This is a genomic window from Bacillus tianshenii (assembly GCA_020524525.2).
In the GTDB taxonomy this organism is placed as follows: domain Bacteria; phylum Bacillota; class Bacilli; order Bacillales; family Bacillaceae_N; genus Bacillus_AV.
On record CP129018.1, the window covers coordinates 652,876 to 666,137 of the forward strand.

The window sequence follows — 13,262 nt, forward strand, 5'->3', positions numbered from 1 at the left end:
AGCGATGCTTGAAAAAGGGAAAATTTCCGCAGTGCAAATGGCGATGATCATGCACCCGACAATTATTGCAACGGCTGTACTACTCATTCCTTCAATTGCTGGTCAGCATGCAGGCCGGGATTTATGGATTTCACCTTATTGGGCGTCGATTAGTGGATTTTTCACTTTTTTTATTGCATACAGGCTTCATAAGAGGTTTCCGAAAGAAACGCCAATTCAATATAGTCAGCACATTATTGGGAAGGTACCTGGGAAAATTTTCGGCGTCTCGTTAATGCTGTTTTATATTCATTCAAGCGGGATGATCATTAGCGAGTATGCTGAGTTTATTAACGGGGTTTTCTTACTGCGTACACCGAAAGTCGTGATCATTGGAAGCATGGTGCTCGTTTGTAGTTTTGCGATAAGAGGAGGAATTGAGGTGCTCTGCCGGGTTACCGAGTTCTTCTTCCCAATTGTCGTCGGCTTACTTGTCATTATGTTTATTTTATTAATTCCTGATTTTAACTTTATGAATGTGTTTCCGATTTTTGAAAATGGGCTTATGCCTTCGATTAGAGGGGCCATTCCACCGATTACGTGGTTTAGTGAATTCTTCTTAGTCGCATTCCTGCTCCCGTATGTGAAAGATGACGAAAAAAAAGTGCGATGGGGTATTCTTTCGATTGTTTCGGTATTAGCCGCGATGTCCTTAAGTAATTTGATTGGTCTTCTAATTCTTGGAATTTTGACGAATGATATCGCTTATCCTGTTATGGTTGCGGGGAAATACATTTCGATTGCAGATTTTATTGAGCATATTGAAGCGGTTGTAATGGCGATTTGGGTAATTGGCGCATTTTTGAAGATCTCGATGTTTTATTACGCTGTTGTGCTTGGAACAGCTCAACTATGTGAGCTTTCTGATTATCGCTCAATTGTCTTGCCGATTGGTGTCATCTTAGTTGTGTTTACATTTTGGTCTGTTCCGGATCTGATGTATTTTACAAAATTCCTTAATGTTGCTGCCCCGTTTTTCTTATCATTCTTTCAAACGGTACTTCCGACGCTTCTGTTAATTATTGCTTCCTTGCGAAAGAAGGAGGCAAAAGGATATGAAGGCTAAGTTTCTGAGTATATTTCTATGTCTATTGCTGTTGACGGGGTGCTGGGACCGAATTGAAGTAAATGATTTGGCTGTTGTCGTTGGGGTTGGGATTGATCGGGTAGATAACGAACATCTTAAGCTGACACTATTACTTATAAACCCTGGTACGTCCCAAAGCAAACAGGTACAGAGCGGTGCGGATGGAGGGAGCTTCTCAACTACTGTCGTGTCAGGAGTCGGAACATCAATTGGAGATGCGATCCCACAAATTCAAGAGAAGCTTTCACGGGAAATCTTCTGGGGTCATCACCGTATCGCGATAATTGGCAAAAAGGCTGCTGAATATGGGGTGAGAGAAGAAATTGATTTCTTCGCAAGGCATCCTGTTACACGGTTACGTTCCCAAGTATTTATTAGTGAGGGAACGGCTGAAGAGATGTTACGAACGCCTCCTATCTTAGAGCGAAGTGTGGCGGAGGTTTTACGAGAAATCGCAAAGCTCAAATTAGGGATTGATCTAACGGTAAAAGAATTCCTTGAAATGCTTGAGGATAAGTCTCAAGAAGCAGTCGTGCCGCTCGTCGTACTTGATCAGGAAGAGGAAGAAACGATGGTCATGGCGAAAGGCAGTGCTCTTTTGAAAAACGGGAAATTAATTGGCATGATTGATGACAAAGTGACCCGAGGCGTTCTTTGGCTTCGAGATGAAATCGATCTTGCGTATGTTACCGTTCAACCAAAAGGGACAGACGGTTATGTGTCGATGCTGCAGATTTTTAGTCGTACAAAATTCGAGCCTCACATTGAAAATGGGAAGTGGAGTATCACTGTTCGGATCGAGACGAAGAACGATATTATTCAAAATGGCACGCCTTTAAAGGTTAGTAGTGAAAAGGTGTATAAGCAGCTGGAGAAGGAGGTTGAGCGTGAAATCAAGCATTACACGCAACTCGCTCTTGAAGAAGCAAGAAAGCATCATGCAGATATCTTTGATTTTTCGGAACATTTTCATCAAAAGTATCCAGACAGGTGGCACAATATTGAGAAGAAGAACGGATGGGAAGAGAAGTTCAATGAGATAGAAGTAAAGGTGCATGTAAACGCAAATATTACAAGAACAGGTCTAACAACGAGCCCTCCAGCATTCCCTGATGATGAAGAGGTGACAGATTGATTTTTCTAAGTATATGCGGAATTACTTGTGTTGTTCTGTTAATCGTTTTGTATGAGTGGCACAGGCTTGAAAATAAGCGGGATAAAGTTTTCTTTGTCTTAATTACTAGTACCGGTTACTTTCTCGCCATTTTGTTACTGCTAAAGCCGAACTTGCCTGGGCCAACCCACTTAATATATCCAATCTTCAAGCCGTTAGGAAAATTCCTGCTTCAATAGAAGAGAGGCTGACATCTTGAAGTCAGCCTCTCTCTTTGTCTATACAAAGCACATAAAGTTTCGAATCTGCGAATAACGGTAACGCACTCTGCGCGCACGACCACTTTGCCACGTGTAGCCTGTTACACTTTCTGCACGGATTTCAGACGGGTAGAACCAGAAATCTTTTCCGAAGGGACCTTGAGTCCGTAAGCCAAGCAACCCCCAATTCCCTAAGCAAGCACACAAACGAGAACGGACTTGCCCTGTTTGAACAGGTCCTGCGAACGCAGCTGTTTGAGCAGGTGGGATTTGCGACGGCGGCGGTGAAGTTGGCGCTCCTTCTTGCTGACGGTCTTCTTCCTGATAGCTCTCATTTGGAACATAATAAGCAGGCTGTGGATAATAATAATTCATATATGGCATGTAATAGGGTTGTTCATACATCTATATTTCCTCCTCTTTTTTTTGAATCTCAAGATAGCGTATGTGACAGACGTGGCAAATGAAGCTCTTCCACTGGAAAAAATAAGAGGGGTTGGGGGGATTCGGGTGGGTTTTTATGGTAAAGTTAAGGGGAAGTTCTGAATCTTAGAAAGTGTGTGTAGATATGCGTCGATACTGGAAGACAGGCTTTATAATTCTGATAGGGTGGTTTCTGATTCATACAGCGCTGATCGTCATTGATGGGTTAAATGATGAATTGAAACGTGTGGATGCCGCAGTTGTGCTCGGCAATAAAGTAGAAGAAAATGGTGAAGTATCAAAGCGGCTACAGGCTCGATTGGACAGGGCAGTGACCTTGTATGAGGATGGTTACTTTCAGCATATAATCGTCAGCGGTGGGATGGGTGAGGAAGGGTTCGATGAGGCAAAAGTAATGAAAGACTATTTAATGAAGAAAGGTGTCGCAGATAAGCAAATACTTGTCGATTCAGACGGCTACAATACCGCCTTAACAGCTGAGAATGCAAGAGTAATAGCTGAGCAGTTCGAATTTGAATCGGTGGTCGTGATCAGTCAGTATTTTCATATTTCTAGAACGAAGCTTGCATTTGAAAAGCAAGGCTTCAACGAAGTATACGGAGCACATGCCCGCTATTTTGAAATGCGCGATTTGTATTCGATCGTGCGCGAGTTCCCTGCGTACTACAAGTATTTGTTTTTGTCGCAATAGAAAAGAGGCTGACATGGAATCAGCCTCTTAGGGATTAGACAGCGGCGCCATCTTGGACATGCGAGAGTGCTTGAGAGAAGTCTGCGATTAAGTCATCCGCATCTTCTAGCCCGACCGATAGGCGTAATAAGCCTTCAGTGATGCCGCAGCGGTCGCATTCATCATTTGGCACTGAGCCGTGTGACATTGTCCGTGGATACGATAAAATAGATTCAACAGCACCGAGGCTGACCGCAAAGACAGGGAGCTGACAATGTTCCACAAATGTTTTCACAGCATGCTGGTTTTCAAGCTCAAACGAAAGAACAGCGCCGCCATTGCTTGCCTGACGGTATTGAATATCGTTTCCAGGATGTGATGAAAGCCCAGGGTAAAAGATGTTTTTGACCGCTGGATGACTGGCGAGAAAGCTTGTGATTTTCTCAGCAGATTGGACGGATTGCTGCATACGGACGTGTAATGTTTTGATGCCGCGCAGCAAGAGCCAGCAGTCATTTGGCCCTAGGATCGAACCGAATGCATTTTGCAAAAAGCCGATCTGTTCAGCAAGTGCATCATCGTTTGTAACGGCAAGCCCTGCCACAATGTCACTATGTCCGCCAAGAAATTTCGTTGCACTGTGAACGACGACATCTGCACCGAGCTCGAGTGGGCGCTGAATGTCTGGCGTTAAGAACGTATTATCGACAAATGCATAACAGTTATGTGCTTTGGCGATTTCACATACGGCCTTAAGGTCGGTCACTTTCAACAGTGGATTTGAAGGGGTTTCTAAGTAAACGACCTTTGTATTTGGCTGAATGGCTTTTTCGACGTCTTCAAGCTTTGTCATATCGACGAACGTATACTCAATTCCAAAGCGTGGCAGCACTTGGGTAACAACGCGATATGTGCCGCCGTACACATCCTCTGTGACTAAGATGTGGTCACCTTGTGATAGAAGGGTGAACACCGTGGAAATGGCGGCCATGCCAGATGGAAAGGCAAAGCCTGCTGTGCCGCCTTCAAGCTGTGCGATTGTTTCTTCTAATGCCTTCCGAGTTGGATTGCCGCCTCTTGCATATTCATATTCACCGAACTGTTCAATGTCAGTTTGATGGAAAGTAGAAGAGTGGATTAACGGAACACTTACCGCTCCAGTCGTTGGGTCTACCTTATGGTTGTTGTGTAGAAGTGATGTTTGAAATGTGTAATGTTTACTCATTGATTTGCACCGCCTTTTTTGCATTTTCGAAAGCTTGTTTGAAGTCAGTTATCAGGTCATCAGCGTGTTCAAGTCCGACAGACAGCCTTAACAGTCGGTTGCACACCCCATAAGCACTTCGTATTTCTTCAGGAATATCCATATGCGTTTGCGTAGCAGGATACGTGATAAATGTTTCAGCACCGCCTAAGCTTTCCGCAAAGCTGATAAGTGAAAAGCTTTCTAACAGAGCGCCGACAACTGCTTCGTCATGAACACGAAATGAAAGCATGCCGCCGCGCTTTGGACGAAGCACATCTGTGACATCAGGGTGTGAAGCGAGAAACGCTGCGAGCGCATCGGCATTTTCTTCATGCTGTCTCATCCGCAGTGCCAAGGTTTTCAGTCCGCGTAAGACAAGGTAAGAGTCGAACGGCGACAGCACTGCACCAGATGCATTATGGTAAAGAGCAATTTGCTCACACAGTGTCTCGCCTTTGGCAACAATTAAGCCTGCTAGTACATCGTTATGACCGCCCAAATATTTCGTTGCACTATGAATGACGAGGTCGGCGCCATCGGTAATCGGCCGTTGAATGCATGGCGTGTAAAACGTATTGTCGACAATTAATAACAGGTCATGCTTATGCGCCACTTCTGCTAATGCTGGAATGCTTACTTCATGCATTAACGGATTAGTCGGCGTTTCGATAAAAATCGCTTTCGTCTTCTCGTTAATGTGTGCTTCAAACGCAGCAGGATCATCACCTTGTATGTAATGAAAGTGAAAGCCCCACTTGCGAAAGCCCTCTTCAAATAACCGGTATGTGCCGCCGTACAAATCTTGCGAAACAACAAATTCATCCCCGTGTTCAAAGATGGAGAATAACGTTTGAATAGCGGCCATACCGCTGCTACAGGCAAAGCCTGCATCTCCTTGTTCGAGCTCTGCAATTGTTTCTTCAAGAGCCTGCCGCGTCGGGTTCCCAGAACGGATATAATCATAGCCGGTTGATTTTCCAATTCCTTCGTGCCGGTAAGCAGTTGATAAGTAGACAGGCGGTCCGACCGTTCCTGTTCTCGTTTCTGAACGGTTTCCTGCCTGCGCAAGAATGCTTTCGATTTTCCAGTTCGTCATCATAATCCTCCTCAAAAAGCTCGGGTAAATAGAAAAAAGCCTTCAAGAAGAAGGCTTTTGAATGCATATAAGCAATCGCTTCTTCTTATCTTTCAAGCGTGTTGTTCGCTTGCTGGAATTAGCACCTTGCCTAAAACGGCTGGTTGCTGAGGCGTCAACGGGCCAGATCCCTCTGCCTCTCTGGATAAGAATTCGAAAAATTCAGTTGTTATTTTAGTTACTCCAATTTACAACATGTTAAAACGAAATGCAATACCTTTTTTTTCGCATGAAAAAAGTCGCCTATGCCACTAAAAAAGTAAAATTTCATGGATGAACGTGTCTTTCCCTCATATAGATAGGAATAAGGGTGAACATTTACCCTTATTTTAATAAGAAAGGCGGGGGAAGATGGGGATTAAATTTTTGAAGATCGGCACGGTTTATTTCGTACTTGGTATTTTTTTAGGGATTATAATGGGTGCGACGCATAACTTTGAATTTAGTTCTGTGCATGCACATTTGAGTTTGTTAGGCTGGGTTTCAATGGGGCTGTTTGGTCTTATCTATCATTTCTATCCCATTGCAGGGGAGACGAAGCTAGCAAAGGTTCATTTCTGGCTTCACAATATTGGCACGCCATTGCTGACAGGTGGTATTTTCATCGTGTTGAGCAGTGGCGAGAGCTTAACTTTCCTGCCAATTATCGGCTCGAACATTCTTGGGGCAGGCGTCATTTTGTTTGCGATAAACTTATTTAAGCATGTGAAGGCGGAAAATCTTAAAGCATAAGCAAAGGCAGGGAGCATATCAGAGCTCCCTGCCTTTTGCGTTGATTTTATTTCTGGATTAGAACTGTGCGCGTAGATGTCTCCCATTGCACATCTGCGTTTAACAGCTTTCCTGCTTCACGGAGCGGAACGTAGGTGACTCCTTCATGGATAAAGGGCATTTCACTTAGTTGAACTTGCTTGCCGTCGACAGTTGCGATGCTCTTATTCGGTGTTAGATGAATCACGCTATGTGCTGATTTGACGGTAATTTGTTTCGTTTCTGTATGATAATCGACGTTCGCATCAAACAGCTCAAATAAGTTGCGGAACGGGAGGTATATTTTATTTTGGACAAAGGTTGGCTTGTTGTTTAACTGCTGGAGCTGGCCGTTTATTTTAATGCGGGCATCTGCTTGTTTGAAGCCAGGCAGTGAGACATTTGCATCAGGCTTTTCGTTAGCACCTTGTGGAACAGGCAGGGCATAGAGTTGTCCCGCTGTTTCGACAACCGCTGTGCTGCCAGCAATTGTTGTTCCTTTGAAAGATGTCTCCGCCATTTTGGTTTTATAATACGGTTTGCCTGTTTGCAAATTGTATACAGTGAACTGTCCATCTGTTGTGCCGACGTAAACCGCTGAATCATACGCATCCATCGCACTGACAGGATTCAAAGTCGCAAATGACGTTTCCTTAAACTCCGCACCTAAGTCTTTTGCGTACACACGGTCATTTCCGATAGAGAAAACCTTGCCATTGTATGGACCGAATGCAAACGAGACATCACGAAAGCCTGGCAGTGTATAAGTATATGGCTTCGATTCGCTTGGATTAATGGATAAATCATATTGATAGAGTGTTTCATCCTTGCCAAGATAAATCTTTCCGTTATAGATACCCGTTTGATCAGCCATATCTTTCCCTGACATCGCGCCATCAGGCTGTTGTTCTGGGTCTTTATAGGTGTAAGTATCAACGATTTTGCCTGTTTTTAGCTCAATTAGCTCAAGAATGTATAGTTCATCGCCTTTCGCTGTCATAAACGGGTGTTTTGGAAAGTAGCCGATTCCATCTTGAATAGTAATCGGTGGGCTTAACCAGTCTTCTCCCCAATATTCCTCCCCATTAGCAGGGTTCAATGCATAGGTTACTCCGCGCGTAATTGCTCCTGATTCCACTGTATAGACAAATAACACGTCATTCTTCAATGTTGCGTGCTGGTAGCGAGATTCTGCTTTGCCATACTCCCATACCTGCTTTCTGGTTGAGAGGTCGAAGGCAGCTACTTTTCGGTTCGAGTCTTTCTTGTAAATGACATAGACACGCTTATCGTCTGCTTCTGTAACGCTTAATTGTTGTTTGCCTGTTTTGATTGTGGAGCTTGCTTGTCCAGTTGAAGGATCAAGTACATGGATGGTGCCATCCGCGGTTGTCAGATACAGGCGGTTGTTGAACAGCTTCATGCCTGTTGTTGCTTTTCTCACCGTCCATGCAGTCTTGCCTGTTGCGGCATGCTTGGCAATCACTTTACCTGTTTGGCGGTAAAAAACAAGGTTGCCGCTCACTTCAATATTATCAAGCTTGGCATCGTGCCAGAGCACACTTTTGTCGGGAATCTCAATACCTTCATCATACTGAAATTGCTGCTCGTAATGATTGTTCGCTGAGCTTGCGTCTGTGACTCCAGGACTTGCAATAAGCATGCACGAAAGACAGAGTGCTGCGATCGTCAATTGTCGTTTCTTCATCGTTTTCCCTCCAATTTTTTCATTTACCTAAGTATAAAATAGATGATTTTGAATGTAAGGGATTTGGTTTAAATGTAAATTAAATGTAATTAAAGCACAGAATATTGCAATCTTCTAAATAATATAAATTGAAATTTTTGTTACTAATTGTATATTAATGGCTTATAAGTGGTGTTTTTGTAGTAAGATAGTAGAAACTAATTATTTTAAGGGGTAGGGGTATATGTTGAAGAAGAACCTTTTTGCGCAAATTATTGCGATTACCACTGTCTTAATTTTACTCGGATCGATTATTTTGGGCACGGTGAGCTATCGATTTGGTGAACAGGAATTGACGAATAGCGGGAAGCTTGATTTGATGCACATTGCTGAAGGTGCGATCCCTGTATTAGAGGAATTGAATAAGCAAGTTGAAAGTGGGCAATTGTCGTTAGAAGAAGCACAGGAAACAGCCAGGACATACTTATCAGGACCGAAAGTAGAAGGAAATGATAATCTTCATTATGACTTTACGCAATCGCCTTACACGTATAAAGAAAATGGGTATATCTTTGCGTATAATGCAAAAGGCGAAGCAGTTGTCCATCCTGTTCTGCCGATTGGTAAGGATATGTCGCAAACACAGGACAAAGATGGCGATTATCTCGTTAAGGATTTGATGGAAAAAAGTAAACAGTCAAACCCTGAAGACCGTTATTATGAATTTGCATGGCCGAAAGCCGGCGAGGAAAAGGCAAGTAAAAAAATTGCCTATACTGTTTATTATGAGCCGTGGGAATGGACAATCATTGTCGGTGCTTATGTAGATGAATTTAACGAAGCAATGGATACGATTAAGGTTGTGACGACGATTGTGTCGCTCATCACGCTTATACTAAGTGTTGTCCTTATCTATTTCTTACTCAGAAGTAAATTAAAAGCACTGCAAGAAATGACAAACGCAACTGTAGAAGTAGCGAATGGGAATTTGAATGTAGAATCGATTACGTATAAAGGCGAAGATGAAGTTGGTAGAATGTCTGTTGCGTTCAATAAGATGACAGGGCATTTGCGCGAGCTTGTGCAAAGCATACAGACAGTTGGCGAAAATACGTCACATGCTTCTCATGAATTATCAGCTCTTTCAGAAGAAACGACAGCTTCAAGTGAAGAAATTGGAAAAGCGATGGATGAAATTGCAAAAGGTTCCGTAGCGCAGACAGCCGATATTGAATCGATCAACAATGGAACAGAATCATTAGCAGAAGTGATGAAGCAGCTAACATCTCAGAATAACAATATGATTGATTTAACGGAAACAAGTCAACATGCGGTTGAGAATGGACAAGCACAAGTGTCAACACTTCAAGATGCGAATGCAAGTTCAAAAGCAGCATTAGGAAATATTGATCAAACTGTTCAGCAGTTAAACGGACGTGTGCGTGATATTGCCGGTATCGTTTCAACCATTGATGATATTGCCGCGCAAACGAACCTGCTTGCGCTGAATGCATCAATCGAGGCAGCGAGAGCTGGTGAGCATGGAAAAGGCTTTGCGGTCGTAGCAGAAGAAGTACGCAAACTAGCGGAAGAAACAAACAAAGCAACAAATGAAATTCAAACGATGATTAAAACGATTGAAAATCAAACAGAAGTTAGTGTCAAAGAAATGGCGACAACGATTGAATCTTCTCAACAGCTCGATACCGCTGTTGCAGACACAGAGAAAGAGTTCTCGACAATTTCAAATACGATTCAAGATATTGTCCAAGCAATCAAAGAGAGCAGTGAATCGATTAAGTCGGTTGATGCGTCAATCCATAACTTATTCGCGAATGTTCAAAGTGTTTCAGCAGTATCAGAAGAAACATCTGCTGCTTCAGAAGAAGTGCTGGCATCGGTTGAGGAGCAAATTAAGTCTGTTCGCAGTACATCAGTTCAAGCAGAATCATTGAATAAATTAAGTGAAGAGTTGAATGAGCTAATCAAAAAGTTCAATGTATAGCGTATGCTCCTTGCGGTGAAGCACCTTTTTTGGTGCTTCGCCGTTTTTTGCTTAAACGCTGACAGAATGTGAAATTGAACCTATTTTTTTGCAGGGACATTTTATATAATGAAGGAAGGTCGGTTCGCAAGCGATTGTGGACCTGAACAGAAATTGAGGGGTATGGATGAGAGAATATCGACAGGTGATCGCCGCATTTGTAGGAGTGACGGCGGTGATGCTGATTGGAACAATTGGTTTTCATTATTTAGAAGGGATGACATTCTTCGATTCGCTTTGGCTGACTGTAATTACTGTCTTAACTGTTGGGTATGGTGATCTCTCCCCGCAAACGACAGCAGGTAAGACATTCACGCTTTTTCTTGTGCCACTTGGTGTTGGGGTCGCCACGTATGGCGTTGGTTCATTTGGAGCGTTAATTCTTGAAGGCCGGTTGAAGAATACATTTGGGAGGAAAAGGATGGACAAGAAGATACATCAGTTAGAAGGCCATGTCATTGTATGTGGCATCGGCCGTGTTGGCCGCCAAGTGTTGAAGCAGCTAGAAAGACAGGACATTGAGTTTGTTATTGTCGACCGTGATGAGGAGCTGCTTGAACGGTATCGCCATGGTCATTTATATGTAACAGGCGATGCGACGCGGGATGATATCTTGAAGAAGGCGGGGATTGAGCAGGCTTCAGGCTTGATTGCGACACTTCCAGCTGATGCAGAGAACGTGTTTATCACATTGACCGCAAAAGGGTTGAATCCAAAAATCAAGGTTGTAAGCAGAATTGATAGGGAAGAATCAGAAGAGAAGCTGTTTCGCGCTGGGGCCGACCAAGTGGTGAATACGTCAAGCATCGGCGGTTCAAGAATGGCGCTATCCCTTATGAAGCCAAATAGTGTAGAATATATGGATGTCTTGTTCGAGACTGGTAATAAGCAATACAGTGTGGAAGAAATTATTATCGAGGAGCAATCGATCATTGTTGGAAAAACTCTCGGTGACAGTAATATTCGCGATGAGCACGGTGTTACGATTGTCGCTATTAAGCGTGGGGATGAGATTTTAACCCATCCATCATCCGACGACCGTCTGCTTGCTGGAGACCTTGTTATTGTGTTTGGGGCGCGCACTGATTTAGACCGGTTCGAAAAAGTGTTAACAAGTTAAAGAGTACGATAGCATGAAGCAAGGATTGTGGTACATATGTTGAAACGATTAAGAAAAGAACCATCAAGACTTTATCAGAAACGAAGATTAACAAGTGTACAAGCCATTGTCCTGTACTATCTTGCGGCTGTCACATTAGCGACAATACTGCTAAGCCTTCCGGTTGCACATAAGCCGGGCGTGGAGTGGACATTTATTAATGCTGTCTTTACAGCGGTGAGTGCGGTAAGTGTGACAGGGCTGACGGTCGTTTCAACTGCGGATACATTTAACACAGCTGGGGTAATTATCTTAGCATTTGTATTGCAGTTCGGCGGTATCGGCATCATGACGCTTGGTACATTTATTTATATGATGCTTGGAAAGAAGATCGGATTGAAGGAACGTCAGCTTATTAAGACCGACCAAAACCAAGCGACCTTATCAGGACTTGTAAAATTAATGCGGTCGATCCTTGGCTTAATTGTTATTATTGAAGCATTTGGAGCAGTTATTTTAAGTCTCTATTATTTAAAGTATTTCCCGACATGGCAGGAAGCTTTCTTGCAAGGCAGTTTTGCTTCAATTAGTGCAACGACGAACGCTGGATTTGATATCACGGGTACTTCGCTTATCCCATTTGCAAATGATTATTTTGTACAATTTGTCACAATGGTATTAATTATTTTGGGCGCGATTGGATTCCCTGTGTTAATTGAAGTAAAGGAATTTTTAATTCGCTCAAAGGAAAACCGCACTTTTTTTCGTTTTTCATTATTTGCGAAATTAACGACAGTCACGTTCTTTGCACTAATTATTATCGGGGTTTTCTTTATTTTAACAATGGAATGGGCGTACTTTTTTGAAGGGAAAAAATGGCATGAGGCCTTATTTTATGCCCTATTTCAATCTGTATCAACACGGAGTGCTGGTTTAGCAACGATGAATGTAAGTGACTTTTCCGAAGCTACTTTACTTGTGTTGAGTGCACTTATGTTTATTGGTGCTTCTCCTTCTAGTGTAGGGGGAGGAATCCGAACGACGACGTTTGCACTTACGCTTTTATTCTTCTGGAACTTTGCGCGTGGAAAGAAAACAATCAAAGTTTTTCGTAGAGAAATACATGAAGATGACTTACGTAAGGCGCTTGTCGTGCCGCTGGTCGCCTTAATGCTTTGTTTTACATCTGTCGTCGTTTTGTCAGCGACCGAAAACTTTACTTTAATTGAAATTGTCTTTGAAGTTTGTTCAGCCTTTGGAACAACCGGCTTGTCAATGGGAATCACCCCAGAGCTGAGTACAGCAGGCAAGGTGATTATTATCCTGCTTATGTTCATTGGACGGATCGGTATCTTATCATTCCTATTTATGATTAAAGGAAATGACATCAAAGCTGACCCATACCGCCTTCCGAAAGAGCGGATTATTATTGGATAAAGAACGAAGCTGGACCTTATGAATGGTTCAGCTTCTTTTTGCGTGAGGGAGCCGCCTCCGCTTTCGACGCACAGGATGTGCTAGTGCAGGCGTTGTCACAGGACGTGACGATCTTAGCCAGCGTTCCTTTGATCCAGCTGCGGCGGCTAGGGGCTCGAGTCATAAGTCAGCCTGCTGCGGGGACAAAGGGCGGTCCCCACCACATTCTGCCTTATGCTTGTCGCCCCTGGGCAAGCCGCCTCCGCTTTTC

General features: G+C 43.3%; 11 protein-coding genes and 1 riboswitch. Of the genes, 7 read left to right on the forward strand and 4 right to left on the reverse strand.

Annotated elements, in window-relative coordinates:
* The first annotated feature begins 4 nt into the window (after window positions 1–4).
* On the forward strand, window positions 5–1,105 hold the full coding sequence (locus tag LC040_03285; protein ID WLR51948.1) for an endospore germination permease: 1,101 nt from the start codon (window positions 5–7) through the stop codon (window positions 1,103–1,105).
* Window positions 1,095–2,261 carry a Ger(x)C family spore germination protein gene (locus LC040_03290; GenBank protein ID WLR51949.1) on the forward strand — a complete coding sequence of 389 codons (1,167 nt, stop codon included), beginning with the start codon at window positions 1,095–1,097 and terminating at the stop codon, window positions 2,259–2,261. Before LC040_03285 ends, LC040_03290 begins: the two co-directional genes overlap by 11 nt.
* Before the next feature lie 257 nt (window positions 2,262–2,518).
* On the opposite strand, the gene LC040_03295 is transcribed toward LC040_03290, so the two are convergent.
* Window positions 2,519–2,905, reverse strand: a complete 387-nt coding sequence (locus tag LC040_03295) for a hypothetical protein (protein WLR51950.1) — start codon at window positions 2,903–2,905, stop codon at window positions 2,519–2,521.
* 163 nt (window positions 2,906–3,068) lie between these two features.
* Between LC040_03295 and LC040_03300 the strand changes: the two genes are divergently transcribed.
* Window positions 3,069–3,635, forward strand: a complete 567-nt coding sequence (locus LC040_03300; GenBank protein WLR51951.1) for a YdcF family protein — start codon at window positions 3,069–3,071, stop codon at window positions 3,633–3,635.
* A gap of 34 nt (window positions 3,636–3,669) precedes the next feature.
* Here the strand turns inward: LC040_03300 and metC are convergent, their stop codons facing one another.
* Both metC and LC040_03310 read right to left on the reverse strand, forming a co-directional pair.
* Window positions 3,670–4,839 (reverse strand): cystathionine beta-lyase, encoded by a 1,170-nt coding sequence (gene metC / locus LC040_03305; protein WLR51952.1) that lies wholly within the window; start codon window positions 4,837–4,839, stop codon window positions 3,670–3,672.
* Window positions 4,832–5,956: a methionine biosynthesis PLP-dependent protein gene (locus LC040_03310; protein ID WLR53179.1), complete on the reverse strand. Its 1,125-nt coding sequence runs from the start codon at window positions 5,954–5,956 to the stop codon at window positions 4,832–4,834. Before LC040_03310 ends, metC begins: the two co-directional genes overlap by 8 nt.
* 82 nt (window positions 5,957–6,038) lie before the next feature.
* Window positions 6,039–6,147: riboswitch (SAM riboswitch) on the reverse strand.
* 199 nt (window positions 6,148–6,346) lie between these two features.
* On the opposite strand from LC040_03310, the gene LC040_03315 reads away from it, so the two are divergent.
* Window positions 6,347–6,727 carry a cbb3-type cytochrome c oxidase subunit I gene (locus tag LC040_03315; GenBank protein ID WLR51953.1) on the forward strand — a complete coding sequence of 127 codons (381 nt, stop codon included), beginning with the start codon at window positions 6,347–6,349 and terminating at the stop codon, window positions 6,725–6,727.
* A gap of 46 nt (window positions 6,728–6,773) precedes the next feature.
* On the opposite strand, the gene LC040_03320 is transcribed toward LC040_03315, so the two are convergent.
* Entirely contained in the window at window positions 6,774–8,453 is a 1,680-nt protein-coding gene (locus LC040_03320) for a stalk domain-containing protein (protein ID WLR51954.1), read from the reverse strand.
* Window positions 8,454–8,676: 223 nt separating this feature from the next.
* On the opposite strand from LC040_03320, the gene LC040_03325 reads away from it, so the two are divergent.
* The 3 genes from LC040_03325 (at window position 8,677) to LC040_03335 (ending at window position 13,012) form a co-directional block, all read left to right on the forward strand.
* Window positions 8,677–10,437, forward strand: coding sequence for a methyl-accepting chemotaxis protein (locus LC040_03325; protein ID WLR51955.1), 1,761 nt, complete (start codon window positions 8,677–8,679; stop codon window positions 10,435–10,437).
* A gap of 166 nt (window positions 10,438–10,603) precedes the next feature.
* The gene (locus LC040_03330; protein WLR51956.1) at window positions 10,604–11,596 is read left to right on the forward strand and encodes a potassium channel protein; all 993 of its coding nucleotides are present in this window, start codon (window positions 10,604–10,606) and stop codon (window positions 11,594–11,596) included.
* Window positions 11,597–11,632: 36 nt separating this feature from the next.
* Window positions 11,633–13,012, forward strand: coding sequence for a TrkH family potassium uptake protein (locus LC040_03335; GenBank protein WLR51957.1), 1,380 nt, complete (start codon window positions 11,633–11,635; stop codon window positions 13,010–13,012).
* Window positions 13,013–13,262 lie beyond the last annotated feature (250 nt).

What these genes read in the sequence shown, in the direction of transcription:
- LC040_03285 (WLR51948.1), top strand. Translation starts at nt 5, where the DNA reads ATGCTTGAAAAAGGGAAAATTTCCGCAGTGCAAATGGCGATGATCATG.
- LC040_03290 (WLR51949.1), top strand. Translation starts at nt 1,095, where the DNA reads ATGAAGGCTAAGTTTCTGAGTATATTTCTATGTCTATTGCTGTTGACG.
- LC040_03295 (WLR51950.1), bottom strand. Translation starts at nt 2,905, where the DNA reads ATGTATGAACAACCCTATTACATGCCATATATGAATTATTATTATCCA.
- LC040_03300 (WLR51951.1), top strand. Translation starts at nt 3,069, where the DNA reads ATGCGTCGATACTGGAAGACAGGCTTTATAATTCTGATAGGGTGGTTT.
- metC (WLR51952.1), bottom strand. Translation starts at nt 4,839, where the DNA reads ATGAGTAAACATTACACATTTCAAACATCACTTCTACACAACAACCAT.
- LC040_03310 (WLR53179.1), bottom strand. Translation starts at nt 5,956, where the DNA reads ATGACGAACTGGAAAATCGAAAGCATTCTTGCGCAGGCAGGAAACCGT.
- LC040_03315 (WLR51953.1), top strand. Translation starts at nt 6,347, where the DNA reads ATGGGGATTAAATTTTTGAAGATCGGCACGGTTTATTTCGTACTTGGT.
- LC040_03320 (WLR51954.1), bottom strand. Translation starts at nt 8,453, where the DNA reads ATGAAGAAACGACAATTGACGATCGCAGCACTCTGTCTTTCGTGCATG.
- LC040_03325 (WLR51955.1), top strand. Translation starts at nt 8,677, where the DNA reads ATGTTGAAGAAGAACCTTTTTGCGCAAATTATTGCGATTACCACTGTC.
- LC040_03330 (WLR51956.1), top strand. Translation starts at nt 10,604, where the DNA reads ATGAGAGAATATCGACAGGTGATCGCCGCATTTGTAGGAGTGACGGCG.
- LC040_03335 (WLR51957.1), top strand. Translation starts at nt 11,633, where the DNA reads ATGTTGAAACGATTAAGAAAAGAACCATCAAGACTTTATCAGAAACGA.